General features: G+C 72.1%; 22 protein-coding genes. 19 read left to right on the top strand and 3 right to left on the bottom strand.

Annotated features, from left to right (window positions below):
- Nucleotides 1–23: 23 nt before the first annotated feature.
- From CFK38_RS14385 to CFK38_RS14365, 5 genes are all read left to right on the top strand, one after another.
- On the top strand, nucleotides 24–572 hold the full coding sequence (locus CFK38_RS14385) for a DivIVA domain-containing protein (protein ID WP_096803688.1): 549 nt from the start codon (nucleotides 24–26) through the stop codon (nucleotides 570–572).
- Nucleotides 569–1774, top strand: coding sequence for a 1-deoxy-D-xylulose-5-phosphate reductoisomerase (gene dxr / locus CFK38_RS14380; RefSeq protein WP_096803687.1), 1206 nt, complete (start codon nucleotides 569–571; stop codon nucleotides 1772–1774). The genes CFK38_RS14385 and dxr overlap by 4 nt, the downstream gene beginning before the upstream one ends.
- A gap of 3 nt (nucleotides 1775–1777) precedes the next feature.
- On the top strand, nucleotides 1778–3121 hold the full coding sequence (locus CFK38_RS14375) for a M50 family metallopeptidase (protein ID WP_096803686.1): 1344 nt from the start codon (nucleotides 1778–1780) through the stop codon (nucleotides 3119–3121).
- 105 nt (nucleotides 3122–3226) lie between these two features.
- Nucleotides 3227–4387: a flavodoxin-dependent (E)-4-hydroxy-3-methylbut-2-enyl-diphosphate synthase gene (ispG, locus tag CFK38_RS14370; protein WP_096803685.1), complete on the top strand. Its 1161-nt coding sequence runs from the start codon at nucleotides 3227–3229 to the stop codon at nucleotides 4385–4387.
- Nucleotides 4388–4393: 6 nt separating this feature from the next.
- Nucleotides 4394–5245, top strand: a complete 852-nt coding sequence (locus CFK38_RS14365) for a GNAT family N-acetyltransferase (protein ID WP_096803684.1) — start codon at nucleotides 4394–4396, stop codon at nucleotides 5243–5245.
- A 29-nt stretch (nucleotides 5246–5274) separates the two neighbouring features.
- On the opposite strand, the gene CFK38_RS14360 is transcribed toward CFK38_RS14365, so the two are convergent.
- Nucleotides 5275–6708 (bottom strand): glycoside hydrolase family 15 protein, encoded by a 1434-nt coding sequence (locus tag CFK38_RS14360; RefSeq protein ID WP_177371015.1) that lies wholly within the window; start codon nucleotides 6706–6708, stop codon nucleotides 5275–5277.
- A gap of 140 nt (nucleotides 6709–6848) precedes the next feature.
- On the opposite strand from CFK38_RS14360, the gene CFK38_RS14355 reads away from it, so the two are divergent.
- Complete coding sequence (locus CFK38_RS14355; RefSeq protein WP_096803683.1) at nucleotides 6849–8633, top strand: proline--tRNA ligase; 1785 nt, start codon at nucleotides 6849–6851, stop codon at nucleotides 8631–8633.
- A 48-nt stretch (nucleotides 8634–8681) separates the two neighbouring features.
- On the opposite strand, the gene CFK38_RS14350 is transcribed toward CFK38_RS14355, so the two are convergent.
- Complete coding sequence (locus tag CFK38_RS14350; protein ID WP_245851089.1) at nucleotides 8682–9761, bottom strand: DUF4439 domain-containing protein; 1080 nt, start codon at nucleotides 9759–9761, stop codon at nucleotides 8682–8684.
- A gap of 127 nt (nucleotides 9762–9888) precedes the next feature.
- Here CFK38_RS14350 and CFK38_RS14345 point away from each other — a divergent pair, with 127 nt between their 5' ends.
- From CFK38_RS14345 to truB, 7 genes are all read left to right on the top strand, one after another.
- Nucleotides 9889–10485 carry a ribosome maturation factor RimP gene (locus CFK38_RS14345; protein WP_096803681.1) on the top strand — a complete coding sequence of 199 codons (597 nt, stop codon included), beginning with the start codon at nucleotides 9889–9891 and terminating at the stop codon, nucleotides 10483–10485.
- A 1-nt stretch (nucleotide 10486) separates the two neighbouring features.
- Nucleotides 10487–11473 carry a transcription termination factor NusA gene (gene nusA / locus CFK38_RS14340; protein WP_096803680.1) on the top strand — a complete coding sequence of 329 codons (987 nt, stop codon included), beginning with the start codon at nucleotides 10487–10489 and terminating at the stop codon, nucleotides 11471–11473.
- A 141-nt stretch (nucleotides 11474–11614) separates the two neighbouring features.
- A complete protein-coding gene (locus CFK38_RS14335; protein WP_096803679.1) occupies nucleotides 11615–11917 on the top strand; it encodes a YlxR family protein in 303 nt (100 codons plus the stop codon).
- Nucleotides 11918–12012: 95 nt separating this feature from the next.
- On the top strand, nucleotides 12013–14853 hold the full coding sequence (infB, locus tag CFK38_RS14330) for a translation initiation factor IF-2 (RefSeq protein WP_096803678.1): 2841 nt from the start codon (nucleotides 12013–12015) through the stop codon (nucleotides 14851–14853).
- A 63-nt stretch (nucleotides 14854–14916) separates the two neighbouring features.
- On the top strand, nucleotides 14917–16071 hold the full coding sequence (locus tag CFK38_RS14325; protein ID WP_096803677.1) for a TRM11 family SAM-dependent methyltransferase: 1155 nt from the start codon (nucleotides 14917–14919) through the stop codon (nucleotides 16069–16071).
- Complete coding sequence (gene rbfA, locus CFK38_RS14320; RefSeq protein WP_096803676.1) at nucleotides 16068–16547, top strand: 30S ribosome-binding factor RbfA; 480 nt, start codon at nucleotides 16068–16070, stop codon at nucleotides 16545–16547. Before CFK38_RS14325 ends, rbfA begins: the two co-directional genes overlap by 4 nt.
- The gene (gene truB, locus CFK38_RS14315) at nucleotides 16544–17494 is read left to right on the top strand and encodes a tRNA pseudouridine(55) synthase TruB (protein ID WP_096803675.1); all 951 of its coding nucleotides are present in this window, start codon (nucleotides 16544–16546) and stop codon (nucleotides 17492–17494) included. The genes rbfA and truB overlap by 4 nt, the downstream gene beginning before the upstream one ends.
- Nucleotides 17495–17638: 144 nt before the next feature.
- On the opposite strand, the gene CFK38_RS14310 is transcribed toward truB, so the two are convergent.
- The gene (locus CFK38_RS14310) at nucleotides 17639–19165 is read right to left on the bottom strand and encodes a L,D-transpeptidase family protein (protein ID WP_096803674.1); all 1527 of its coding nucleotides are present in this window, start codon (nucleotides 19163–19165) and stop codon (nucleotides 17639–17641) included.
- A 419-nt stretch (nucleotides 19166–19584) separates the two neighbouring features.
- Between CFK38_RS14310 and CFK38_RS14305 the strand changes: the two genes are divergently transcribed.
- From CFK38_RS14305 to CFK38_RS14280, 6 genes are all read left to right on the top strand, one after another.
- Nucleotides 19585–20619 (top strand): bifunctional riboflavin kinase/FAD synthetase, encoded by a 1035-nt coding sequence (locus tag CFK38_RS14305; RefSeq protein ID WP_096803673.1) that lies wholly within the window; start codon nucleotides 19585–19587, stop codon nucleotides 20617–20619.
- A 147-nt stretch (nucleotides 20620–20766) separates the two neighbouring features.
- Entirely contained in the window at nucleotides 20767–21036 is a 270-nt protein-coding gene (rpsO, locus tag CFK38_RS14300) for a 30S ribosomal protein S15 (protein ID WP_096803672.1), read from the top strand.
- Nucleotides 21037–21248: 212 nt separating this feature from the next.
- Complete coding sequence (locus tag CFK38_RS14295) at nucleotides 21249–23522, top strand: polyribonucleotide nucleotidyltransferase (RefSeq protein ID WP_157773589.1); 2274 nt, start codon at nucleotides 21249–21251, stop codon at nucleotides 23520–23522.
- A 163-nt stretch (nucleotides 23523–23685) separates the two neighbouring features.
- Nucleotides 23686–25029: a M16 family metallopeptidase gene (locus CFK38_RS14290; protein ID WP_096803670.1), complete on the top strand. Its 1344-nt coding sequence runs from the start codon at nucleotides 23686–23688 to the stop codon at nucleotides 25027–25029.
- A gap of 58 nt (nucleotides 25030–25087) precedes the next feature.
- Nucleotides 25088–25855, top strand: coding sequence for a 4-hydroxy-tetrahydrodipicolinate reductase (dapB, locus tag CFK38_RS14285; protein WP_096803669.1), 768 nt, complete (start codon nucleotides 25088–25090; stop codon nucleotides 25853–25855).
- A gap of 13 nt (nucleotides 25856–25868) precedes the next feature.
- On the top strand, nucleotides 25869–26270 hold the full coding sequence (locus CFK38_RS14280; RefSeq protein ID WP_096803668.1) for a hypothetical protein: 402 nt from the start codon (nucleotides 25869–25871) through the stop codon (nucleotides 26268–26270).
- Nucleotides 26271–26289 lie beyond the last annotated feature (19 nt).

The following is a 26289-nucleotide window of genomic DNA, read 5'->3' as shown; positions in this document are numbered from 1 at the left end:
CAGCACCGAGGAAGGACCCACTGGTGAGCACATCGTTCGAGCGTGTCTCGCGCTTCAGCGTCGGATATGACATGCGCGAGGTCGACGAGTTCCTCTCCCGCGCCCGCACCGCCTACGAGGGGCGCGACCCCTCGTTCACCGGCGGTGACATCACGGCGGCCAGCTTCGGCACGGAGCGGGGCGGATACGACATGCGCGTCGTCGACGAAGCGCTGGACCGGCTCTCCGACGCCTTCGCCCTCCAGGCCCGGGACGACTCCGTCGCCGAGCACGGCGAGGAGCTCTGGGTCGCGAAGCTCACCGAGCGCGCCGAGGTGCTCAAGGAGCGGCTGGAGCGTCCCGCCGGGGATCGCTTCGCCCCGGCCGCACAGGGCGAGCCCGCCTACGACAAGGCCGACGTCGACGGTCTGTGCGACCAGCTCGTCGCCTACTTCACCGACGGCCACCCGATGAGCGTCGATGATGTGCGCCGGGCGGCCTTCGGCCGTCGCCGCGGCCCGGACGGCTACCGCGAGGCCGTGGTCGACGTCTACCTCGATCATGTCGCGGACGTGATGGCCTCCGTGCCGTGATCGGCCCCCGCGAGCGTCGGCTCGCCCTGCTGGGCGCCACCGGATCCATCGGCACCCAGGCGCTGGACGTCCTGGCCCGGTTCCCCGAGGTCGCCCGGCTGCACGGTCTCGCCGTCGGCGGGTCGCGCCCCGCACTCGTCGCCGAGCAGGTCCTCGCCCATCGTCCCGAGCGCGTGGTGGTCTCCGACCCCGCACGGGCCGAGGAGGTCGAGGCGGCCGTGCGGCGCAGCTGCCGCGCGGAGGGACTCAGCCCCCCGAGGTTCGATGCGGGTGCGGAGGCCGTGGTCGACCTCGCCGGCTCCCTCGGCGACGGGGACGTGGTGCTGAACGCCATCACCGGTTCCGTCGGCCTGCTGCCCACCCTCGCCGGCCTCGCCTCCGGCGCCCGGCTCGCCCTGGCCAACAAGGAATCCCTGGTGGTCGGCGGGGACCTGGTCACGGACGCCGCCGCACCGGGACAGATCCTGCCGGTGGACTCCGAGCACACCGCGATCGCACAGGCGCTGGTCGGCGTGCGCCACGACCAGATCGATCATCTGGTGGTCACCGCCTCCGGCGGACCCTTCCGCGGACGCAGCCGCGAGCAGCTGGCCGCCGTCACCCCGGAGCAGGCCCTGGCCCACCCCACCTGGTCCATGGGCCGGGTGATCACCACCAACTCCGCCACCCTGGTCAACAAGGCGCTCGAGGTGATCGAGGCCTGCTTCCAGTTCGGTCTTCCCGAGGAGCGCGTGCAGGTGGTCGTGCACCCCCAGTCGATCGTGCACTCGATGGTCACCCTCGTGGACGGCTCCACCATCGCGCAGGCGAGCCCACCGGACATGCGCCACGCCATCGGCTGGGCGCTGGCCCACCCCGAGAAGCTCCCCGGGCTGGCTGCGGCGCTGGATTTCTCCGCCGCCCAGTCCTGGACCTTCGAACCGGTCGACGAGGACACCTTCGATGCGATCGCGCTCGCCCGTGCCGCCCACCGCGAAGGCGGCGGGGCGATGGCTGTCTACAACGCCGCCAACGAGGAGGCCGTGGAGGCCTTCTTCGACGGTGACCTCGGCTTCCTGGGGATCACCGCGCTGATCCGTGCCGTGCTCGAGCATCCGGAGCGGCCCCGTGCCCTCCCGGCCGACGGGGTCCAGCCGCTGCTGGACGTCGAGGCGTGGGCACGCCGGAGCGCCCGGCAGCTGATCACGTCCGCGGAGCGCTGAGGCATGCGGCTGTTCTTGCTCGGCATCCTGGTGATCGCGGTGGGACTCGCCGTCTCGATCGCCCTGCACGAGGTGGGCCACCTGGTGCCCGCGAAGCTGTTCGGCGTACGGGTCACCCAGTACATGGTCGGCTTCGGTCCCACCGTCCTGTCCCGCACCCGCGGGGAGACCGAGTACGGCATCAAGGCGATCCCGCTGGGTGGCTTCATCCGGATGATCGGCATGTATCCGCCGCACAAGGGGGAGCCCCCGGGCACCATCCGTGAGGACTCCACGGGCCTGCTGCAGCAGATCACGGAGCTGTCGGAGGAGGCGAAGCAGTACGAATCCTCCCTGTACGGTCCCGGGGACGCCCACCGCACCTTCGTCGCCCTGGCGGTGCCGAAGAAGCTGGTGGTGATGCTCGGCGGCCCGCTGATGAACCTGCTCATCTCCGTGCTGCTGATGGTGGTGCTGGTCAGCGGCATCGGTCTGCCGGCCGTGACTCCGACCGTGCAGACGGTCTCCGAGTGCGTGGTCCCCGCCGATGCCCCGGCGGACGTCAGCTGCGAGGGGCGCGAGCCCGCCCCCGCCCTCGCGGCGGGCATCCGCCCCGGCGACACGCTGACGGAGATCGACGGCCAGGAGATCCACAGCTGGCAGGACGTCACCACCTCGGTGCGCGCCTCCCAGGAGCGCACCGTCGAGATCGTCGTCGAGCGCGACGGCGAGCTGATCCCGCTCGAGGCCACGATGGTGATCGATGACCGCCCGGTGCTCGACGAGGACGGCGCGGCGGTGCGCGACGCCGAGGGGAACCTGGTCACCGAACAGGTCGGCTTCCTCGGCGTCTCCGGGACCCCGGATCTGGTGCCGCAGTCCCCCGCGATCGTGCCGGAGATGGCATGGTCGGCCTTCACCCGGACCGGGGAGCTGGTGCTCACCCTCCCGGTGCGGCTGTGGGAGGTGGGGCAGGCCGCCTTCGGCACCGCCGAACGCGATCCCAACGGCCCGCTCGGCGTGGTGGGGGTCTCGCGCCTGGCCGGTGAGGTCGCCGCCGCCGAGCAGCCCGGCTTCGAGCTGCGCGAGAAGGTGGGCACGATGATCTCGATGCTCGCCTCGCTGAACATGGCGCTGTTCGTGTTCAACCTGGTGCCGCTGCTGCCGCTGGACGGCGGGCACGTCGCCGGAGCGCTGTACGAAGGGGCTCGCCGGTTGCTCGCCCGGCTGCGGGGCAGGCCCGACCCCGGCCCGGTGGACATGTCCCGCATGCTGCCGGTCACCAACGCGGTCGCTCTCGTGTTCATCCTGATGACGGTGCTGCTGCTGTATGCGGACATCGTCGAGCCCATCACGTTCTTCCCCTGACGGCCGTCCGCATCCCGGTGACGCGCGCCACCGGCGTCGTGCAGGTGCGGTGGAGGTGTCTCACCTCGCCTCGCAACCCCTGCCTCGGACGTCCATAATGAGGAGGTGACTTCTGTGAGCCTGGGTATCCCGTCCGTCAAGCAGCCGCCGCCGGTGCTCGCCCCCCGGCGGAAGACCCGAAAGGTCAAGCTCGGCAACCTCCACGTGGGCGGCGACGCCCCGATCACGGTGCAGTCGATGACCACCACCCCCACGCACGACATCAACGCGACCCTGCAGCAGATCGCGGAGCTGACCGCTGCGGGCTGTGACATCGTGCGCGTGGCCTGCCCGCGCCAGGAGGACGCCGACGCGCTGGTCGCGATCGCCGCCAAGTCCCCGATCCCGGTGATCGCCGACATCCAATTCCAGCCCAAGTACGTCTTCGCCGCGATCGAGGCCGGCTGCGCCGGGGTGCGCGTGAACCCCGGCAACATCCGTCGCTTCGACGATCAGGTCAGGGACATCGCCAAGGCCGCGAACGACCACGGCACCGCCCTGCGCATCGGCGTGAACGCCGGCAGCATCGACCAGCGCATGATGACCGGCGACCGCGTCACCCCCGAGGCGCTCGTGGCCTCCGCCAGATGGGAGGCGTCCCTGTTCGAGGAGCACGGCTTCCACGAGTTCGGCATCTCCGTGAAGCACAACGACCCGATCATCATGGTCGAGGCGTACCGCCAGCTCTCCGAGGCCGGTGACTGGCCGCTGCACCTCGGCGTCACCGAGGCCGGCCCCGCCTTCCAGGGCACCATCAAGTCCTCCGTCGCCTTCGGCATCCTGCTGGGCGAGGGCATCGGCGACACCATCCGGGTCTCGCTCTCCGCGCCGCCGGTCGAGGAGGTCAAGGTCGGCAACCAGATCCTGCAGTCGCTGAACCTCAAGCCCCGCAAGCTCGACATCGTCTCCTGCCCCTCCTGCGGCCGCGCCCAGGTGGATGTCTACACGCTCGCCGACGAGGTCACCGAAGGGCTCAAGCACCTCGAGGTGCCGCTGCGAGTGGCCGTGATGGGCTGTGTCGTCAACGGTCCGGGCGAGGCCCGAGAGGCCGATCTCGGCGTCGCCTCCGGCAACGGCAAGGGCCAGATCTTCGTCAAGGGACAGGTCATCAAGACCGTCCCCGAGGCCGACATCGTGCCGACGCTGCTGGCCGAGGCGAACCGGATCGCGGCAGAGATGGGCGAGGACGCGCCCGCCTCCGGCGCCCCGTCCGTCTCCGTGAGCTGATCGGAGATGTTCCGGCGCGGCGGGCGGGTCCGAGCGGTCCGCTCCGGCGGCCATGAGGCCGCGCTCGCCCTCGCGCTGACCGATCCGGTCACCAACGCCCTGCCCGGCGCGCGCCTGCGCGAGCTCGGCCGCTCCGCCTCCCTGTCCCAGGAGTTCTCCGTGGCCGGGGAGGAGCAGAGCCCCGAGGGACTGCTGTGGCACGGGGTGAACCTCGCGCCGATGTCCGCCACCGACCGGGCGCTGTCGGACTTCGGGCGGCACCAGGCGTCCCGGCCGCGCCGCTCCAGCTCGGTGGTCGGCGACCGTCGCGCGGTCGAGATCCTCTGGAGCTCGCTGGCGGAGGTCTGGGGCGCCGAGGTGCGGGAGCACCGCTGGAGCCAGCCGCTGCTGCTGGCCGAGGACCCGGCCGCCGTCCCGCGTCTCACCCCGGTCGGTCTGCGCGCCGCCGTGCCGGGGGAGGAGGCCGCGGTGTTCCCCGCCGCCGTCGCGATGTTCCGCGAGGAGGTGGGGGTGGACCCGGCGGCCGGGGACGGCGGCCGCGCCTACCGGGCACGCATCGCCGACCTGATCCGTCGGGGCCGCACCTATGTCGTCATCGAGGACGGCGAGGTGCTGTTCAAGGCCGATGTCGGTGCTCTGTTCGGCGCCGTCGCCCAGATCCACGGGGTCTGGGTGCGCCCGGACCAGCGGGGCCGGGGGCTGGGCCGGGCAGGCATGGCGGAGCTGGTGCACCTGGTGCGCCGCGATCACGCTCCGCAGGTCTCGCTCTACGTCAACGACTTCAACGAGCCGGCTCGGCGTGCCTATGCCGCCTCCGGCTTCCGCCAGGTCGGCGAGCTGTCCACGATCCTGTTCTGAGCGACGGGCCGCCGCTGGGTCCAGGACGGTCAGTCGCGGAGGAGCTCATCGAGCGCCAGCACCGTGTTCGCCGCGGTCCAGGCCAGCGGCGCCACCTCCGCGGGGCGCCCGTCGAAGAGCACCTTCTCCGGCAGCGAACCGCGCTCGGTGCGGTGCTCGGCGAGCCAGCGGAGGGTCGCCGCGGCCGCCTCGTGCTCCCCGGTCCGGGCCAGGCCGAGGCCCAGCAGACTGGTCGAGGGCGTCCAGCTCACCCCGTCCGCGCGCCAGCCGGCGCCGGGAGCGATCCCGCCGCCGGGACGGGCCAGCTCCTGGCGCAGCGCCAGCAGCTGCGCGCGCGGAACCAGGTCGTGGCTGCCGGTCGCATCCAGCAGGGCCCGTGCGGAGTCGGCGCCTCCGCCTGCGCGGTAGCGCTGGTATCCGCTGCGCCCGAAGGTGCCCTCGAGCAGCAGCGCGAAGGTCCCGGCCGCACGCTCCGCCTCCGGATCGTCCGTGAGTCGTGCCCCGGCGCGCAGCCCCGCCAGGGTCGCGGCCATGGTCCACAGCGTGACCGAGCTCTCGCGCACCTCCCAGTAGTCCGGAGTGACCGGCGGCATCCCGGTGCCGTCCCGCGTCGCCGTGCGCAGGGTGCCCACGGACAGGGTGAGCAGCGGGCCCAGCCGCTCCAGGACGTCGTCCCGGCCCAGCGTCGAGGCCGGCCCCGCCTCCGCAGCGGACTCGGTGCCGTCGGCCGCATCGGCGACCTCGGCCGCCGCCCACAGCAGCAGACCGATGCCGTCGAACTGCCGGGCCCTGCCGTCCGGCGCCCGACCCGTGGCAGGGTCGTACCGGGCCTCGAACCAGCCGTCGGCCGCCTGCAGGGACTGCAGATGGGCCAGCACCTCCAGCGCCCGCTCGAGCAGCCCCGCCCGGGCCAGGGCCACGGCGCAGAAGGCGGCATCGCGCGGCCAGAGATACCGCCAGGACGGGCTCCACCCCGCGACGGGAGCGGGCAGGGCGTCGCCGAGGATCCAGAGGTCCTGCAGCGCGGAGGCGGCGAGCTCGTGCAGCAGCGGCTCCTGCGGGCGGGCGACCGCGAGACGGTCCCGCCAGGCGGCGGTGCCCTCGTCGAAACCGGCGGCGCGCCGCCGCACCGGGGAGGACTCCGGCAGGTCCGCGGCGATCCGGGTGCCGGGGATCAGCTCGAGCGGGTCCGCGCGCCCGCCGACGAGCCTGCGGGTGCCGTCGGCGGCGTAGGCGACGGTCTCGGACCACAGCGGGATCACGGTGCGCGGATCGACCGGGGACCGCGCCAGGTGCCGGGCGCCGAGGGACCCCGCCGCGATCGCGCCGAGCACGGCGGCGGCCCCGGCGCCGCGCAGCAGCTGCCGTCGGGACGCCGCGGGCGGCGGATCGGTGCTCTCCGCGCCCGTGGTGCTGGTCCCGGGCCCCGGAGCTCTCGGGACCCACTGTCCTCGCCGGTGCATCCATCAAGGGTACCGAGACGCCGGGTGCCGGCGCCGGCCGGGCCACCACCAGTACGGCTCGACCGCCGCGCCCAGTACGATGGGGCCGCGCGCGCCCCGGTGGCCCCGCCCCGAACCACCCCGTGTGAAAGGCCTGCCCCATGATCCGTCTGTCCTCGTCCTTCGTCCGCACCCTGCGGGAGGACCCGGCCGACGCCGAGGTCGCCAGCCACAGGCTGCTGGTGCGTGCGGGCTACATCCGTCGCAGCGCCGCCGGGGTGTACACCTGGCTGCCGCTGGGGCTGAAGGTGCTGCGCAAGGTCGAGCAGATCGTGCGCGAGGAGCAGGACGCGATCGGCGGTCAGGAGGTGCTGTTCTCGGCGCTGCAGCCGCGGGAGCCCTACGAGATCAGCGGCCGCTGGGAGGACTACGGTCCGAACCTGTTCCGGCTGCAGGACCGCAAGCAGGACGACTACCTGCTCGCCCCCACCCACGAGGAGATGTTCACCCTCACGGTGAAGGACCTGTTCTCCTCCTACAAGGATCTGCCCACGATGCTGTACCAGGTCCAGTCGAAGTACCGCGACGAGGCGCGCCCCCGGGCCGGGCTGCTGCGCACCCGCGAGTTCATCATGAAGGACGCCTACTCCTTCGACGTGAGCGACGAGGGACTGGACGTCTCCTACGAGAAGCAGCGCGGCGCCTACCAGCGCACCTTCGAGCGGCTCGGACTTCCCACGGTGATCTGTCAGGCCGACGCCGGCGCCATGGGCGGCTCCCGCTCCGAGGAGTTCCTGCACCCCACCACCGTGGGGGAGGACACCTTCGTGGTCTCCGACGGCGGCTACGCCGCGAACGTCGAGGCGGTCACCACGATGGCCCCGGCTGCGCTGGACGACGCAGAGATCGCCGCGCTGCCGGCGATGCACATCGAGGACACCCCCGGCGCGTCGACCATCGCGAAGCTCGCCGAGTTCTCGAACCGGGCCTTCCCGGGGAAGGGCCCGATCACCGAGACGGGGGAGTGGACCCGCTTTGAGATGCTCAAGCACCTCGTCTACCTGCTGACCTCCCCGGACGGCTCCGCGGAGCCGCTGGTGATCGCGGTGCCCGGAGACCGCGAGATTGATCCGAAGCGGCTCGAGGCCGCTGTGGCGCCGGCGCTCGCGACGCCCTTCAGCGAGGCGGACTTCGAGAAGCACCCGGTGCTGAAGAAGGGCTACATCGGCCCCGAGGGGCTCGGGCTGGAGTCCGAGTCGGGGATCCGCTACCTGGTCGACCCGCGCGTCGTGCCCGGCACCTCCTGGGTCGCCGGCGCCGGGGAGCAGGACCAGCACGTCTACGACCTCGTCTTCGGCCGGGACTTCACGGCCGACGGCACCATCGAGGCCGCAGAGGTGCGCGACGGCGATCCCGCGCCCGACGGCTCCGGCCCGCTGCGCCTGACCCGGGGGATGGAGATGGGGCACATCTTCCAGCTCGGCCGCAAGTACGCCGAGGCGCTGGACCTCAAGGTGCTCGACGAGAACGGCAAGACGGCCGTGGTGACCATGGGCTCGTACGGCATCGGCGTCACCCGTGCCGTGGCCGCGGTCGCCGAGCTCTACCATGACGAGAAGGGTCTGGCCTGGCCCCGTCAGCTCGCTCCCGCCGATGTGCACATCGTCGCCACCGGCAAGGGCCAGGAGATCTTCGACGAGGCCGAGCGGATCGCCGGCGAGCTCGAGGCGCGCGGCCTCGACGTGCTCTACGACGACCGGCCCAAGGTCTCCCCGGGCGTGAAGTTCAAGGACTCCGAGCTGCTGGGCGTGCCCACCTCGGTGGTCGTGGGCAGGAGCCTCGCCGAGGGCACGGTGGAGCTGCGGGACCGTGCCAGCGGCGAGATCCGCGAGATCAGCCCGCAGGAGATCGTGGACGCGGTGGTCGCAGAGGTCCGCAGCGCCTGAGCCGGCCCCGCCCGGCGGGGCGCGCGGCCGCCCTTCGGCTCCCGCCCGTCACTCCTCGACGGGCGGGGGCGGCTCGACCTCGAGGCTCGGCAGCGGGTCCAGCCGGTCCACCAGCAGGGCCAGCAGCTCCGCCTCCTGGAGGGCCGCGGCGATCGACAACGGGCGCCGCTCGAACGGAGCGGCCCCGACCAGTGCGATGTGGTCGACCAACAGCCCCTGGGCCAGCAGGGTCGGCAGCTCCGCGGCGGACTGCTCATCGAGGGTCCCCCCGGGTATCGCATAGACCGCCTGGCGGGTCACGACCGGGGCGCCGTCCTCCTCCGCGATCCGGCCCAGCTTCGCAGCACGCTCCCGGTGGAGCGCGGTGAGGTCGAGATGCTGCTGCCGCGCCGCGTCCTCGGAGCGGGCGGCGAGCACCTCGTGGAGGAAACCGGCGTACCACTCCTCCAGCTGGGCCCGCTCGATCGTGCTGTGGTAGTCGGACTCCGCCCCGATCGACGGCGGATCGGTCGCGGGCACCTCCCGGGTCGGCACCAGCTCCTCCGCCGTGGGGGCGGGGGCGACCCCGCCGCTGCCCGCGCCGCCGCGCAGTCGCCGCACCGCCCACGCGGTGTGGGCAGCGATCGCGACCACCGGCCGTGCCAACGATCCGGAGACCTGGCGAGCCGCTGACGCAGCGAGATCGCGCAGCCGGACGAGGGCGTCGACCAGCCCGGGCAGATCGGTCGGCGCCTCCTCGGGCGGCGGGGGCGAGGTCTGCCCCGGAGCGGGGTCCTCGCCGGCCTCGCGCTCGTCCTCCGCCTCCGCGCCGGTGAGCAGTGCGGTGCGCTGCACCGGCAGGGCGGCGGAGAGCGCGGCCACGGTCGAGGACAGCAGCGGGTCGCCGTCGGCATCGCCGTGGTCGGCCACCCGTGCGGTGCCGACGATCGTGCGCTCCAGCAGCTCCAGCAGATCATGACGGTAGAGATCATCGATCCCCGGCGGGGGAGGCGTGTACTCCTCCGGCCCGCCCAGCGCGATCCGCCCGCAGCCCGCCAGCGGCAGCAGCACCGCGACGCCCGCGGCCCGCAGCAGGATGCGGCGGGAGGGAGCGGGGGCGGCGCGGGGCGGGACAGCAGGACGGGACACGGGATGATTCTCGCATCGGCGACCCGGGTGGAGGCACGGACCGGCCGCGGCCACTATCCTGGTGCCATCGCCCCGGGGGACGTCCCGGGCACCACAGACACCCATAGCAGCAGGAGGCGTGCGGGCCATGAGCGCACTCGACGACCAGACCATCCTGCGGGAGACGGCGACCCGGGTGCTGGACGCCCACGGGCTCGTGCTCGAGGACGTCGAGATCCGCCGCAGCAGCGGGATGCCGCAGGTGCGCCTCGTCGTGGATCTCCCCGAGGACCAGCTGGGCAGCGCGGATCTCGATGCCGTCGCCGATGCCTCGCGGGCGCTCTCCGAGGCGGTGGACGCCGACGACGCCGTGCTGGGCAGCGCCCCGGTGCTGCTCGAGGTCACCACCCCGGGCGTGGATCGCGCACTGACGGAGCGGCGTCACTTCCGCCGTTCCCGCGGCCGCCTGCTGGCACTGGACACCGTCGACGGCACCCGCTACCGGGCCCGGCTGCTCGCCGTGCACGGCGAGGACCTGCACCTGCGTCAGGAGCCCGGTCGCGATGACCGCGGCCGCCCGCTGAAGCTGCCCCAGGGCACCCCCGAACGCCCGGTGATCCCGATCGCCGAGGTCACCACCGCCCGGGTCGAGGTCGAGTTCGACCCGCCCGCCGACCTCGCGCAGCTGCTCGCTGATGCCGAGACCACCGCTGCGGACCACCCGGCCGCACAGAAGGAGAGCTGAGATGGACATCGATATGGGTGCCCTGCGGGCCCTCGAACGTGAGCGCGAGATCAGCCTGCCCGTGCTGCTGGACGCGATCCGCTCGGCGCTGCACGCCGCCTACCTCCACACCGACCACCCGGTGCGGGACTCCGAGGTGCTCATCGACGACAGCACCGGGGAGGTCGCCGTGATCGCCCGCGAGCGCGACGGCGAGGGCATCGTGCTGGAGGAGTGGGACGACACCCCCGAGAACTTCGGACGCGTCGCCGCCTCGACCGCCCGCCAGGTGATCTTCCAGCGCATCCGCGACCTGGAGGACGAGGCGGTGCTCGGGGAGTACGCCGACAGGGCCGATCAGATCGTCTCCGGCATCATCCAGCAGGGCCGTGACCCGCGGATGGTGCTGGTCGACCTCGGCGAGGTCGAGGCCGTGCTGCCCCCGCACGAGCGGGTGCCGGGCGAGGACTACTCGCACGGCCGTCGGCTGCGGGCCTACGTCACCGAGGCGCGGCGCGGCCCGAAGGGCCCGCAGATCACGCTGTCGCGCTCGCACCCGAACCTGGTGCGCCGCCTGTTCGACCTCGAGGTCCCCGAGGTCGCCGACGGCACGGTCGAGATCGCGGGCCTCGCCCGGGAGGCCGGCCACCGCACCAAGATGTCCGTGCGGGCGACCGTGTCCGGTGTCAACGCCAAGGGCTCCTGCATCGGCCCGATGGGGGCCCGGGTGCGTGCGGTGATGAACGAGCTGGGCGGCGAGAAGATCGACATCGTCGACTTCGACGAGGACCCCGCCACCTACATCACCAATGCCCTCTCGCCGTCGCGGGTGACCAGCGTGACGGTGCTCGACGAGGTCGGCCGCTCGGCACGCGCCGTGGTGCCCGAGACGCAGCTCTCCCTCGCGATCGGCAAGGACGGGCAGAACGCCCGGCTCGCCGCCAAGCTGACCGGCTGGAAGATCGACATCCGGTCCGACAGCGCACCGGAGCCGGCACCCGCCGACTGAGGTGTGTCCCACGCCTCCCCGCTGCTGGAGGTGCGTGGATGGTCCGCTACACTGGGGAGGCTGTTCGCCGGGTGACGGCACGCATCGTCGATCGATCGTGCCGGCTGTCCGAGCGGAAGCGCACGGAACGGAGGTGGAGGAATGGTCACCCGCTCCTCCCATCGTCCCGAGCGCACGTGCGTCGGCTGCCACCAGGTGGCCCCGCGCGACGACCTGGTGCGTCTGGTCCGGGAGCCTGCTCCCGGCGGTGCCGCTCCGCGAGTCCGCGTCGACCCCTCGGGGTCGGCCCCCGGCCGCGGATCGTGGCTCCATCCCGCCGCGTCATGTCTCGAGCTCGCCCTCCGGCGAGGCGGTTTCCCCCGGTCGTTCCGGGGGCCGGTCGACACCGGGCTCCTCGCCCAGTCGCTCGAGAACCCCGATTTCACCCGAACGTGGAACAGGTAGAAGAACCATGGACATCCGATGAGTACTCACCAATGAGCACCTTCAGGAATTAGTGGTCCGAGCCCTCTTGTCGGCCGGACCGAGACAGGAGAAATGTGGCTAAGGTCCGCGTCCACGAGCTCGCCAAGGAGCTCGGACACCCGAGCAAGGCAGTGCTGCAGAAGCTGCAGGACATGGGCGAATTCGTTCGCTCCGCCTCTTCGACCATCGAAGCGCCCGTCGCCCGCCGACTGCGTGAGGAGCTCCCCGCCAAGAGCGGTGCCGATGCTCCCGCAGCGAAGAGCGGCACCGGTGCGCCCTCCAAGACCCCCGGCGCTCCCCAACCCGGTGGCGCGTCCGCTCCCAAGCCGGGGATGAAGCCTGCCGCGAAGCAGCCGGCCGAGTCCGCCCCCCAGGAGCCCGCCGCCCCCGCCCCGACCGCGGAGAAGGCGGAGAAGTCCGCTCCGGCACCGACACCGGGCGCCGAGAGGCCGGCCCCGGCGCCGAAGCCCGGTGCCGAGAAGCCGGCCCCCGCGCCGAAGCCGGGCGCCGAGAAGCCGGTCCCCGCGCCGAAGCCCGGGGGTGAGCGCCCCTCGCCCCGTCCCGGCAGCGCCCGTCCCGGCAACAACCCCTTCGCCAGCTCGCAGGGCATGCCCCGCCCCGGTTCCCGCAAGCCGGGCCAGGGCGGCGGTCGCCCGCCGCGCGGTGAAGGAGCTCCCCGTCCCGGGAACAACCCCTTCGCCAGCGCTCAGGGCATGCCCCGTCCGGGCCAGCGTCCCCGTCCTGCCGCCGGCGACCAGGCCTCGGGCCGTCCGCCTCGTGAGGGCGCCCCGCGTCCGGCCGGCGGTCGTCCCGGGATGCCGACCCCCGGCATCATGCGTCAGCACTCCAGCGGTGGTCTCACCGAGGCCAACCAGGGCGGCGGCGGTCGCGGTCGCGGCGGCCGTCCCGGCCCCGGTGGCCCGGGAGGTCCCAGCCGTCCCGGCGGCGGTGGCGGCGGTCCTCGCGGCCGTGGCGGTCGCGGCAGCACCCAGGGTGCCTTCGGCCGCGGCGGCAAGCCGGCCCGTTCGCGCAAGTCGAAGCGCGCGAAGCGTCAGGAATTCGAGCAGCAGCAGGCTCCCGCACCGGGTGGCGTCTCGATCCCGCGCGGCAACGGCCAGACCGTTCGTCTGCGCCGCGGCGCGTCACTGTCGGACTTCGCCGACCGCATCGATGTCAACCCCGCGTCGCTGATCACGGTGATGTTCGCGATGGGCGAGATGGCCACCGCGACCCAGTCGCTCGACGAGGTCACCTTCGGCCTGCTGGGCGAGGAGCTGGGCTACAAGATCGAGATCGTCTCCCCGGAGGACGAGGAGCGCGAGCTGCTGGAGCAGTTCGACATCGATCTCGACGCCGAGCTCGCCGAGGAGGACGACGCGGACCGCCTGCCGCGCCCGCCCGTCGTCACCGTCATGGGCCATGTCGACCACGGCAAGACCCGCCTGCTGGACACGATCCGCAAGGCGAAGGTGGGCGCCGGCGAGGCCGGCGGCATCACCCAGCACATCGGTGCGTACCAGGTGGAGGTCGAGCACGAGGAGCAGGACCGTGCACTGACCTTCATCGACACCCCGGGCCACGAGGCGTTCACCGCCATGCGTGCCCGCGGTGCGGACGTCACCGACATCGCGATCCTGGTGGTCGCCGCCGACGACGGCGTGATGCCGCAGACGATCGAGGCGCTCAACCACGCCCAGGCGGCGCACGTCCCGATCGTGGTCGCGGTCAACAAGGTCGACAAGCCCGACGCCAACCCGGAGAAGATCCGGCAGCAGCTGACCGAGTACAACCTGATCGCCGAGGAGTACGGCGGCGACACGATGTTCGTGGACGTCTCCGCTCGCGAGAACCTCAACATCGAGGCGCTGCTGGAGGCTGTGCTGCTCACCGCGGATGCCGCTCTCGAGCTCACTGCGAACCCGGACAAGGACGCGCGCGGCGTGTCCATCGAGGCGAACCTCGACAAGGGTCGCGGCCCGGTCGCCACCGTGCTGGTCCAGCAGGGCACCCTGCGGGTCGGCGATGCGATCGTCTGCGGCAGCGGCCACGGCCGTGTCCGCGCGATGCTCGACGAGAACGGCGACACCGTCACCGAGGCGGGCCCGTCCCGTCCGGTCCAGGTGCTCGGTCTGACCTCGGTGCCCGGCGCCGGTGACTCCTTCCTGGTCGCCCAGGACGAGCGCACCGCCCGTCAGATCGCCGAGAAGCGCGAGGCCGCCAAGCGCGCCGCGTCGCTCTCGAAGGTCCGCAAGCGGATCAGCCTCGAGGACATCAACCAGCACATGGCCGACGGCAAGGTCGAGACCCTCAACCTCATCCTCAAGGGCGACGCCGCCGGTGCGGTGGAGGCTCTCGAGGAGTCGCTGCTGGGCATCGAGGTCGGCGAGGGCGTGGATCTGCGCATCATCGACCGCGGCGTCGGTGCGATCACGATGAACAACATCAACCTCGCGGTCGCCTCGAACGCGGTCATCATCGGCTACAACGTCCGCGCGGAGGGTCTGAACGCGGACTACGCCGATCGTGAAGGCGTGGAGATCAAGTACTACTCGGTCATCTACAACGCCATCGACGAGGTCGAGTCCGCCCTCAAGGGCATGCTCAAGCCGGAGTACGAGGAGGTCGAGCTCGGTTCGGCGGAGATCCGCGAGATCTTCCGCTCCTCCAAGTTCGGCAACATCGCCGGTTCGATCGTGCGCAGCGGCATCATCAAGCGCGGTGCGAAGGCGCGCATCACCCGCAACGGTGTGGTGGTCGCCGAGAACATCGAGGTGGCCGGCCTGCGCCGGTTCAAGGATGATGTCACCGAGGTCCGCGACGGGTACGAGTGCGGTATCAACCTGGGCTCGTACAACGATCTCCAGCTCGAGGACCACATCACCACCTACGAGATGCAGGAGAAGCCCCGCATCTGATCCTGGAGCGTCCGGGCGTCCTGCGGGACGCCCGGACGCCACCCGGCGGGGGAGGAGACCACGATGACCCAGGTGTCCCTCGCCCTGCGAGCACCCTCGGCCAACCGCGTCTACGCGCAGGCCGCGGGTGCTCTTGCGCTCGCGGAGGCGCACTGGGTGCTCGGCGCCCACCAGGGAGCCGCACCCGTCGTGCGCGAGCGCATGGTCAGCGGCATGGACGCTCTCGAGGTGCGCACCGAGGAGGACTCCTCCACCCGCGCCACGGCGGCCGACAGCGCCTCCGCTGCCACCACGGTCCGGCTGCTGGCATCGCTGTCCGCCACGCTCGGCGTGCTGGACGTGATCGAGGAGGCGGCCGCGGGCTCCGCGGTGCCGACCGCGCCGCTGCTGCGCCCCCGTGATCTGCCCGGCCTCCTGCACCATCCCGCGGATCTGGAGACGATCCTGCGCTATCCCGGCAAGACCAACGAGCAGTTCACCGCCCTGCTGATCAACCTCGCCGCGGCCCTGTCGACCCGACGTGCCGGGCTGTTCGACGGCACCCTGTCGCTGCTCGACCCGCTCTGCGGTCGCGGCACCACCCTCAACCGTGCCCTGCGCCTGGGTCTGAGCCCCGTCGGCGCCGAGATCGATCGCAAGGACGTCGAGGCCTATCGCGCGTTCCTGGGCACCTGGCTGCGGGACCACCGCCTCAAGCACACGCTGGACAGCACCCGGCTCACCGTGCACGGCGAACAGCTGGGAACCCGGTTCGAGGCGGAGCTCGCTCCGGACAAGCAGACCCTGCGCGCCGGCGGCGGCCAGCGCCTCACCGTGCTCGGCTGCGACACCGCCCGGTTGGGACAGCTGCTGCCGGCCGCCTCGGTGGATGCCCTGGTCGCCGATCTGCCCTACGGTGTCCAGCACGGCTCCCGCGCCGATGGGGCATGGCGGCGCTCCCCCCTGGAGGTGCTGCGCGCCGCGGCCCCGGGGTGGCGCCGACTGCTGCGGGACGGGGCCGGGATCGCCCTCGCCGTGAACCGCCGCACCCTCGATCACGACCAGGCCTCCGCGGTGCTCGCCGAGTCCGGGCTGCGGGTGCTCAGCACCGACGGCGCCTTCCGCCACCGGGTCGACCAGTCCATCGACCGCGACATCCTGCTCGCGGTCCCCACGAACCACCCCCGCGTCGAGCAGCTCTCCGCTCTCGCCGCCGATCAGGAGAACGAGATCTCATGAACGACAACCCCCGCGCCCTCAAGCTCGCCGACCGCATCAAGGTCATCGTCGCGACCATGCTCGACAACCGCGTCAAGGACCCGCGCCTCGGGTTCGTGACCATCACCGATGTGCGCGTCAGCGGCGACCTCCAGCACGCCACCCTCTTCTACACCGTCTTCGGCACCGACGAGGAGCGGGAGGAGACCGGTGCAGCGCTGGTCAGCGCCACCGGCATGCTCCGTCGCGAGGTGGGCCGCCAGACCGGCGTGCGCCTGACCCCGACCCTCGAGTTCATCGCCGATGCGGTGCCCGAGAACGCCCGCGTCATCGAGGACCTGCTCACCGAGGCCCGTGGGCGCGACGCCGAGCTCGACCAGGCCAAGGCCGGTGCCACCTATGCCGGGGAGGCGGACCCGTACCGCAAGCCGCGTGAGGAGGAGCCGGAGGACGGATCGGTGCCCTCCGACGACGACCTCGGCCGCGAGCAGGCGTGAGCACAGCCCCGCACGGCATCCTCCTGGTCGACAAGGCCCCGGAGCGCACCAGCCACGACGTGGTCGCGCGGGTCCGGTGGCTGCTGGGCACGAAGAAGGTCGGTCATGCGGGGACCCTCGACCCGATGGCGACGGGGCTGCTGATGCTCGGCATCGGACAGGGCACGCGCCTGCTCACCTACCTGGTGGGACTGGACAAGACCTACCGGGCGACGATCCGGCTGGGCCGGGCCACCACCACGGATGATCGCGAGGGGGAGCCGCTGGGCGACGTGGCCGACGCCGGCGTCCTGTCCGAGGACCGGATCGAGCAGTCGCTGAGCGCCCTGCGCGGCGACATCGAACAGGTGCCCTCCACCGTCAGCGCCATCAAGATCGACGGCAAGCGCGCCTATGCACGGGCTCGGGCCGGGGAGGACGTCGAGCTCGCCGCCCGCCCGGTGCGGATCTCCCGCTTCACGGTGACGGGACGGTCCGTCGACGGCCCGTTCCTCGACCTGGACGCCGTGATCGACTGCACCTCGGGCACCTATGTGCGCGCCCTGGCACGTGATCTCGGCGCCGCGCACGGCGTGGGCGGCCACCTCACAGCGCTGCGGCGCACGGCGGTGGGGCCGTTCACCGTCGAGGATGCGCTGCACGTCCCGGCGCGCGGCGAAGGGGACGACGTCGAGCTGCCGCTGCACGGCCTGGGCACCATCGCCGCCCGGGTGCTGCCCACGCTGCCCGTCGATGAGGGGCAGGCCGAGGCGCTCGGCACCGGACGCCGGATCCGGTCCGACGCGGTCGTGGCACCCGCCCCTGCACCGCACGGACGTCACGAGCTCGAAGCGCGGGACCGCCCGGTCGCCGCTCTCGACGCCGCCGGACACCTGATCGCGATCCTGCAGCAGGACGGCTCCTCCTGGCGGCCCCTGCTGGTGGTCCCGGTCGACGCGCGCTGCTGAGGCACCGCCCCGTGATCCCGCCGAGGCTCGCCGCCGGGGTCCTGCCGAGGCGCCGCTGCTGGGCGCCGGGACCACCGACGCGGGGCACCCACCGGCCGGTGGATGCCCCGCGTCAGCTGCCCTCGGGGCAGGATGATCTGCAGATCAGTAGTGGACCACGGTCTTGGTGCCGATGCTCGCCCAGTCGTACAGCCACTTCGCATCGGAGACCGGCATGTTGATGCAGCCGTGCGAACCGGAGTACCCGAAGGAGGAGCGCCACGGCGCACCGTGGAAACCGAATCCGCGGTGGAAGTACTGCACCCACGGGACGTCCTCGGTGAGGTAGTACTTCGGGTGATCCTCGGGGTAGTACGCCGCGTTGGTCATGTCCTGGCGCTCATAGCGCAGGTAGATCTCGTAGGTGCCGGTGACGGTCTCGTTGCCGGGCTTGCCGTCGACCATCGCACGCGGGCCCCACACCGGGGTGTCGCCCACGTAGGCGGTGACGGTCTTCTGGGAGAGATCGACGTCGATCCACTTCTCGCCGGTCGGATTCGCCGGGACCGTGCTCTTCTCCCCGTCCGCGGCCTTCTCCTTCTCGGGCTCGGGAGCGTCCACCTGCTCGACCTCGGCCTCGATCGTCGTCGACTCGAAGGCGGCCTCGAGGGGCGTGATGCCCTTCAGCGCGGTGATCAGCTGTTCCGCGATCGCGTCGGTGTTGGTGATCTTCAGGCCGTCCTGCTTCTCGGCCACGACCTTGACGACCTCGCCGTTCTCGTCGACCTGTTCGATCCCGTCCTCCGCCTCGACGGCATCCTGCTCGGCGCGGGCAGCGACCCACTCGCGCACGGACTCCTCGTCCACGACGATGTGCAGCGACTGGCCGTCCTCGGCAGGGGCCACGGAGATCCAGTCGTTGCGGCGCTCAGGGGAGACCTCGTGGGTCTCGCCGTCGGCGCCGGTGATCGACATCGGCTGCTCGAGCAGGGTGGAGATGGAGCCGACGACCTCCTCCGCCTCGTCGGTGGTGATCGCCGGGGCGATCTCCTCGATGGGCTGCTCGACGGCGAAGTCCTCGAGTGCGGCGGCGTTCTCGGTCACCGCGGCGACCAGGGGCTCCGGGTCGACGCCCTGGCCGTTGCGGCCGGGCTCGGTGGTCCAGGTCCGGGCATCCTCGTCGAAGGTGACCGAGGCGTTGACCGGGTTCGTCCGGTCCTCGGGCACGAGGCCCTCGGCGAAGGCCGCGGTCGCTGTCCGGTCGACGGTCACGACCGGTTCCACGACGAATTCGCCCGACCAGGTCGAGGCGAGCACGCCCGCGAAGGAGTCGTCGCGGTCGACGGCGGCCTGCGCGGTGGCGGCTGCATCGACGCTCACGCCGAGATCTGCGAGGCTCTTGTCGAGCTGCTGGTCCCCGGCGGTGACGGTGACCGTCACCCCTTCTCCCCGCTCGGCCACCAGTGCGGCGATCTCCTCCGGGGTCTGGCCGGCGACGTCCTGACCGAGCACCGTGGTGCCCGGCAGCGCACGGCCCTCGAACTGCTTGGCGTAGGCCAGCGCACCGCCGGCGAGGACGACGGCGATGACGGCGAGGACGGCCACCAGCAGGAGTGCTGCTCGGCGACGGCTGTGACGGCCGGTGGGTCGGGACGGGCCGCCCGGCGCGGCCCCATCGGTCACGTTCGTCATGGAAACAGATCCGTTCTCGGCGGCCGTCGTGACTGCCCCCGCTGGTGTATGCGGGAGGGCACAGGGGTCCCTCCCCGGCGCCGCCTTGTCTCTCAGACTAACGGAGGGGCAATATCCCACGATATGGAGAACCGTCGGACCTTCGTCACAACTCTGCATCGCTGCAGCGGTCGGCGCCTGGTGAGCCGGTCACGGTGGCGGCCGGCGGCGAACCGTCCTCGACTCCGCTGCGGGCAGCGGGCTCGGCCGTGCTGGATGACACCGGCGCTCACCGTGCGACCGGCCGGCGGGCGCTACAGTATGCACCGGCGATCCTCGTTGCCGCGTCGACCCCGGCGCCCCCGAGCTCACTCGAACCCTGTGAACACTGCGCACTCCTGGCAGGAGCGCATCCGGCCCCGGAAGGACATGACCGCGTCGTGACCCGAGTCCCCATCTGGCATTCCGTCCAGGAGGTGCCCGCTGAGCTCGGACCCACCGCGGTCTCGATCGGCAACTACGACGGGGTCCATCGCGGGCACCGGTTCGTGCTCGATCAGCTGCGGCACCATGCCGAGACGCGATCGCTCGCGCCGGTGGCGCTCACCTTCTGGCCCCATCCTCGTCATGTGATGGGCGACCCCGCCCGCACCCCGCTGCTGACCGGTCACGAGGACCGTGACCGCCTGCTCCTGCTGGCCGGGATGCACGGCGTGCTGGATCTCGAGTTCACCGTCGACTTCGCGCAGCACTCGCCCGAGGAGTTCGTGCGCATCTTCCTGGTCGAGGGGCTCGGTGCGCGGTGCGTGGTCCTCGGTGAGGACGCGCTGTTCGGTCGGGGCAACCTCGGCACCATCGAGACCATGCGCGAGCTCGGTGAGCAGTACGGCTTCGAGGTCGTGACCGTGGACGAGCTGGGCCCGGACGGCGTCGGAGCCGGTCGCATCTCCTCCTCGGGGATCCGCCGCGACCTGCTCGACGGGGACGTGGCCGCCGCGAACCAGGCACTGGGTCGGCTGCACACGGTCACCGATGTGGTCCATCACGGCTTCCGCCGCGGGCGCGAGCTCGGCTTCCCGACGGCGAACCTCGGCCCCTCACCGGCCGGACTGATCCCGGCGGACGGGGTCTACGCCGGATATCTGACCGTCGCCGAGCAGATCCCCGCCCACCTGGGGACCTCGCCGCTGGCCGGGGCCCCCGCGACCATCTCCATCGGCACCAATCCGACCTTCGCCCCCGACGGCGAGGGCGGGGCCGGCGGCGCCCCCTGCCGCACCGTCGAGGCGTACGTGCACGGCGACCATGACCTGGACCTCTACGGAGACCTGGTGCGCCTGGAATTCGTCGACTATCAGCGCCCCACGCTGAAGTTCGACTCCATCGAGACGCTGGTCGAGCAGATGGACGAGGACGTCGAGGTGACCCGCCGCACTCTCGCCGCGGAGTACTCCCGGCCCGGCATCCCTGACTGATATTCTGCCCGAGCCGTCTTATCGGCCGCGGAGAGCGATTCCGCCCCACTCGTCGCACCGGCCCCCGGGCAGGCGCGTCGCGGGGCCCGCTCGTCCCAGAGCCCGGACACGAGGTCCCGGAGCGCCGCGCAACGACCCAGGAGAGCCATGGCCTTCGACACCGCTACGAAGCAGCAGATCATCAAGGAGTACGGGACCACCGAGGGCGACACCGGTTCGCCCGAGGTCCAGGTCGCGCTGCTCACCCATCGCATCACCTACCTGACCGAGCACCTCAAGGACCACAAGCACGACCACCACACCCGTCGTGGTCTGATGCTGCTGGTCGGTCAGCGCAAGCGCCTCCTGCAGTACCTGCAGGGCGTCGAGATCGAGCGCTACCGCTCGCTGATCAAGCGTCTCGGCATCCGCCGCTGACGATCGCCGCCGCTCGCCCCTGAGGGCGGGCGGCGGTTTCGTGTGCCCACCGTCCTCGGACGGCGGGACACCCGTCCACCGCCCCGACCAGGTTCGGTCCTCGGCAGTGGCCCGCGGAGCAGGAGACCCGGAGGCCCGGGACCCCGGCACCGCAGGTGACTGACGAAGGCCGCACCGGCAGGGCCCCCGTCATCAAGGAGAGTCACATGGCCATGGAAGGCCCCGACATCACCACCACCACCGCAGTCATCGACAACGGCTCCTACGGCCGGCGCGAGATCCGCTTCGAGACCGGCCGGCTGGCCCAGCAGGCCGCCGGCGCCGTCGCCGTCTACCTCGACGACGACACCATGGTCTTCTCGGCGACCTCCGTGTCGAGCAAGCCGAAGGACCACTTCGACTTCTTCCCGCTCACGATCGACGTCGAGGAGCGCATGTACGCCGCGGGCCGCATCCCGGGCTCGTTCTTCCGTCGTGAGGGCCGTCCCGGCACCGACGCGATCCTGGCCTGCCGCCTGACCGACCGCCCGCTGCGCCCGGCCTTCGTGAAGGGCCTGCGCAACGAGGTCCAGGTCGTCCTGACCGTCATGGCGAACGGCCCCGAGGACGCGTACGACGTCGTCGGCATCAACGGCGCCTCCGCCTCCACCCAGATCTCCGGTCTGCCCTTCAACGGCCCGATCGGCGCGGTGCGCATCGCCCTCATGCCGAACGCCCAGGGCGGCGGCCAGTGGGTCGCCTTCCCGACCTTCTCGCAGCTGGACGAGGCCGTGTTCTCCATGGTCGTCGCCGGCCGCATCGTCGAGGACGAGGCGGGGAACCAGGATGTCGCGATCATGATGGTCGAGGCCGAGGCCACCGACAACGCCTGGACCCTCATCAAGGAGCAGGGCGCGATCGCGCCCACCGAGGCCGTCGTGGCCGAGGGCATGGAGGCCTCCAAGGTCTTCATCCGCAGCCTCTGCGTCGCCCAGCAGGAGCTGGCCGTCACCGCCGCCAAGCCGGTGCGCGAGTTCCCGCTGTTCCTGGACTTCCAGGACGATGCCTACGCCGCGGTCGAGGCCGCTGCCGGCGAGCGCCTCGCGGAGGTCATGTCCATCGCGGCGAAGACCGAGCGCGAGGAGCGCACCGACCAGCTGGTCGCCGAGGTCACCGAGGAGCTCGCCGGCGAGGGCAAGCAGCTCGAGGGCCGCGAGAAGGAGGTCTCCGGGGCATTCCGCGCGCTGACCAAGCAGGTCGTGCGCACCAAGGTCCTCACCGACGGCGTCCGCATCGATGGTCGCGGCCTGCGCGACATCCGTGCGCTCTCCGCCGAGGTCGAGGTGCTCCCGCGCGTGCACGGCTCCGCCCTGTTCCAGCGCGGCGAGACCCAGATCATGGGCGTCTCCACGCTGAACATGCTCAAGATGGAGCAGCAGATCGACTCGCTCGGGCCGGTCACGCGCAAGCGCTACGTGCACCACTACAACTTCCCGCCGTACTCCACCGGCGAGACCGGCCGCGTCGGTTCCCCGAAGCGCCGCGAGATCGGCCACGGCATGCTCGCCGAGCGTGCCCTGGTCCCCGTCCTGCCCACCCGCGAGGAGTTCCCCTACGCGATCCGTCAGGTCTCCGAGGCCCTCGGCTCCAACGGCTCCACCTCGATGGGCTCCGTCTGCGCCTCCACCCTGTCGCTGCTGAACGCCGGGGTGCCGCTGCGCGCCCCGGTCGCCGGCATCGCCATGGGCCTGATCTCGGACACCATCGAGAACGCTGCAGGGGAGTCCGAGGTTCGTTATGCGGCCCTCACCGACATCCTCGGTGCCGAGGACGCCTTCGGCGACATGGACTTCAAGGTCGCCGGCACCGGCGAGTTCGTCACCGCGATCCAGCTCGACACCAAGCTCGACGGTCTGCCGACCTCCGTGCTCACCGGCGCGCTGTCGCAGGCCCACGAGGCCCGCCTGGCGATCCTCGGCGTGCTCGGCGAGGCCATCGACGTGCCCGACGAGATGAGCCCGCACGCCCCGCGCGTCCTCGCGGTCACGGTCCCGGTCGACAAGATCGGTGCGGTCATCGGCCCGAAGGGCCAGATGATCAACAAGATCCAGGACGACACCGGTGCGGACATCACCATCGAGGACGACGGCACCGTCTACATCGGCGCCACCGACGGCCCCTCGGCCGAGGCCGCCCGCGCCGCGGTCAACGCCATCGCCAACCCGATGGTCCCCGAGATCGGCGAGCGCTACCTCGGCACCGTCGTGCGCGTGGTCGACTTCGGCGCCTTCGTCTCGCTGACCCCGGGCAAGGACGGACTGCTCCACGTCACCCAGCTGCGCAAGCTGAACGACGGCAAGCGGGTCGACAACGTCGAGGACGTCGCCAAGGTCGGTCAGAAGATCGAGGTGGAGATCCGCGAGATCGACGCCCGCGGCAAGATCTCCCTCGCCGTGATCGAGGACGAGGCCGAGGAGACCCCCGCGGAGGGCAGCTCCGCAGAGTGATCCGCCTGCCGGCCGCGGTCGGCACCCCAGGACGGGGAGGCATCCGCGCGGATGCCTCCCCGTCCTGCCTCTGCGCCCTCCCTCGCCGCCCCTGTCCGTCCTCGCCGGGGCAGTGACGCACCGCTCGCCCCGTGCAGGCCCCGACCCGTGGAACAATCGATCGATGCCTCTCGACCTCTCCTTCGATGACCCTGCCTCCGACGTGCTGCTGGATCCCGCGACCGGGGTGCGCCGCAGCATCCTGCCCGGGGGAGTGCGGCTGCTGACCCAGACCGACCGCAGCGTGCGCAGCGCGACCATCGGGCTGTGGCTGCCGGTCGGCTCCCGGGACGAGACCCCGGCCCATGCCGGCTCCACCCACGTGCTCGAGCACCTGCTGTTCAAGGGCACCCGCCGCCGCAGCGCGATGGACATCGCCACCGCCTTCGACGAGGTGGGCGGGGACTCCAACGCCCTCACCGCCAAGGAGCACACCCTCTACTACGGTCGGGTCCGCTCGGCGGACATCCCGATGGCCGTGGACGTGCTCACCGACATGATCACCGCGTCCCTCCTCGAGCAGGATGCCCTGGTCACCGAGCGCGAGGTCATCCTCGAGGAGCTCGCGATGGCCGAGGACGACCCCACCGATGTCGGCTACGAGACCTTCCTCGCCGACGTGCTCGGCCCCGAGACGCCGATCGGCCGGCCCGTCGGCGGTACCGCCGCGAGCGTGCAGGCGCTGACCATCGAGGACGTGCGCGCCCACTTCGCCGAGCACTACCGGCCGGACAACCTGGTGGTCACCGCCGTCGGCGATCTCGATCATGACGAGCTCGCCGGGCTGCTCCAGGCCGGGCTGCGCCGCGGCGGCTGGGAACTGGCCGACGGTGCCCTGCCGGATCCGGGCACCCGCTCCGCGCACCGGGCGAGGGACGGCGGAGGCCTCGCCGCCGCCCCCGCCGAGGTCGCCGCGCTCTCCCCGCACCGCCTCGACCGGTCCACCGAGCAGAACCACATCTTCCTCGGCGGCCACGGGCTCACCGCCCTCAGCGAGGACCGCCACGCCCTCTCGGTGCTGATGTCGATCCTCGGCGGGGGGATGTCCTCCCGCCTGTTCCAGAACATCCGCGAGCAGCGCGGGCTGGCGTACTCGGTCTACTCCTTCAGCGCCGGCTATCGCGATGCCGGGCTGTTCGGCATGTATGCCGCCTGCCGGCCCGGCCGCACCTCCCAGGTGGTCGAGCTGCTCGCCGAGGAGCTGACCCGGATGGGGGAGCAGGGCATCGACGAGCTCGAGCTCGCCCGCGCCAAGGGGCAGATCACCGGCTCCTTCGCCCTCGGGCTCGAGGACACCAGCTCCCGGATGGGCCGGCTGGGCACCATCGAGCTCGTCCACGGCCGCTACACCGGCGTCGACGAGACCCTGGCGCGCATCGGTGCCGTCGGCGTGGACGATGTCAGCGCGCTCGCCACCCAGCTCGCCGGCTCCTTCAGCACCCGGGTCGAGGTCGGCCCGGAGCGCTGAGCGCACCCCGCCCCGTTCGTCCCGCACCGTCCCCCGCTCATCGCCCTCGAGGAGAACCATGACCCAGTCGCCGTCCCGCCCCACCCGCGTCGCCGTGCTCGGCGCCTCCGGCCGCATGGGGGCGGCCGCCTGCGCCGCCGTCGAGGAGGCGGAGGATCTCGAGCTGGTGGCCCGCATCGGCCGCGGCGATCCTCTCGACGCCGTGGCCGCGGCCGGCGCCGAGGTCGCGATCGACCTCACCGTCCCGTCCGCGACCGGCGAGAACGTGCACTGGCTGGTCGAGCACGGCATCCACGCCGTGGTCGGCACCACCGGCTGGACCGAGGAGTCCCTCGGCGAGCTCCGGGCCCGGCTCGAGGGCACCGACGGCGTCGGCGTGCTGATCGCCCCGAACTTCGCCATCGGTGCGGTGCTGGCCATGCGCTTCGCGGAGATCGCCGCCCGGTACTACGAGAGCGCCGAGATCATCGAGATGCACCACCCGAACAAGCTCGACGCCCCCTCCGGGACCGCGACCCACACCGCCGCCGCGATCGCCCGCGGCCGGGCCGCCGCGGGACTGGGCCCGGTGCCGGATGCGACCGAGAAGGACCCGGCCGGAGCCCGTGGCGCGGTCGTCGACGGCATCCACGTCCACGCCGTGCGCCAGCGCGGCCTGGTCGCCCACGAGGTCGTCCAGTTCGGCGGGGTGGGGGAGCAGTTCACGCTGCGCCACGACTCCTTCGACCGCATCAGCTTCATGCCCGGCGTGCTGCTGGGCGTGCGCGAGGTCGCCGCCCATCCGGGCCTCACCGTGGGCCTCGACGGCTTCATGGACCTCGGCTGAGCCGGGCGAGCAGATGAAGGAGAAGCTCTTCGTCGCCGCGCTGGTGCTGATCACCGCGGCCTATGCCTGGGGCCTGGGCTGGATCGCCTGGGGCTTCGTCCGCGCCGGCAGCGCGCTGGGCTTCGGCCTCGCCCTCGGCATCGTCATCCTACTGCTGCTCACGATCTGGGTGACCTGGCGGGAGATGCTCTTCGGACTCGGCTCCGGGCGCCTCGCCCGGCAGTACGAGCCCCCGGCCGAGGCCGACGACGAGGATGCCCGGGCCGAGTTCGAGGCCGCCCGCACCGCGATCCAGGACGGCGCCGAGCACGACTGGCGCGCCTGGTTCCGGCTAGCCCTGGCCTATGACGCGCTGCGCGACCGCAAGGGTGCCCGGATGGCGACCCGACGCGCCATCGCCGAGCATCGCGGCTGAGGACCGAGTTCCTTGCCCC

It is taken from the genome of Brachybacterium vulturis, assembly GCF_002407185.1.
In the GTDB taxonomy this organism is placed as follows: domain Bacteria; phylum Actinomycetota; class Actinomycetes; order Actinomycetales; family Dermabacteraceae; genus Brachybacterium; species Brachybacterium vulturis.
This window is presented reverse-complemented; position numbering and strand designations above follow the sequence as displayed.

What these genes read in the sequence shown, in the direction of transcription:
- CFK38_RS14345 (WP_096803681.1), top strand. Translation starts at nt 9,889, where the DNA reads ATGAGCGCACTCGACGACCAGACCATCCTGCGGGAGACGGCGACCCGG.
- CFK38_RS14360 (WP_177371015.1), bottom strand. Translation starts at nt 6,708, where the DNA reads ATGCACCGGCGAGGACAGTGGGTCCCGAGAGCTCCGGGGCCCGGGACC.
- CFK38_RS14290 (WP_096803670.1), top strand. Translation starts at nt 23,686, where the DNA reads ATGCCTCTCGACCTCTCCTTCGATGACCCTGCCTCCGACGTGCTGCTG.
- CFK38_RS14325 (WP_096803677.1), top strand. Translation starts at nt 14,917, where the DNA reads ATGACCCAGGTGTCCCTCGCCCTGCGAGCACCCTCGGCCAACCGCGTC.
- CFK38_RS14295 (WP_157773589.1), top strand. Translation starts at nt 21,249, where the DNA reads ATGGAAGGCCCCGACATCACCACCACCACCGCAGTCATCGACAACGGC.
- CFK38_RS14335 (WP_096803679.1), top strand. Translation starts at nt 11,615, where the DNA reads ATGGTCACCCGCTCCTCCCATCGTCCCGAGCGCACGTGCGTCGGCTGC.
- CFK38_RS14365 (WP_096803684.1), top strand. Translation starts at nt 4,394, where the DNA reads ATGTTCCGGCGCGGCGGGCGGGTCCGAGCGGTCCGCTCCGGCGGCCAT.
- rpsO (WP_096803672.1), top strand. Translation starts at nt 20,767, where the DNA reads ATGGCCTTCGACACCGCTACGAAGCAGCAGATCATCAAGGAGTACGGG.
- CFK38_RS14280 (WP_096803668.1), top strand. Translation starts at nt 25,869, where the DNA reads ATGAAGGAGAAGCTCTTCGTCGCCGCGCTGGTGCTGATCACCGCGGCC.
- dapB (WP_096803669.1), top strand. Translation starts at nt 25,088, where the DNA reads ATGACCCAGTCGCCGTCCCGCCCCACCCGCGTCGCCGTGCTCGGCGCC.
- CFK38_RS14310 (WP_096803674.1), bottom strand. Translation starts at nt 19,165, where the DNA reads ATGACGAACGTGACCGATGGGGCCGCGCCGGGCGGCCCGTCCCGACCC.
- CFK38_RS14355 (WP_096803683.1), top strand. Translation starts at nt 6,849, where the DNA reads ATGATCCGTCTGTCCTCGTCCTTCGTCCGCACCCTGCGGGAGGACCCG.
- rbfA (WP_096803676.1), top strand. Translation starts at nt 16,068, where the DNA reads ATGAACGACAACCCCCGCGCCCTCAAGCTCGCCGACCGCATCAAGGTC.
- nusA (WP_096803680.1), top strand. Translation starts at nt 10,487, where the DNA reads ATGGACATCGATATGGGTGCCCTGCGGGCCCTCGAACGTGAGCGCGAG.
- CFK38_RS14375 (WP_096803686.1), top strand. Translation starts at nt 1,778, where the DNA reads ATGCGGCTGTTCTTGCTCGGCATCCTGGTGATCGCGGTGGGACTCGCC.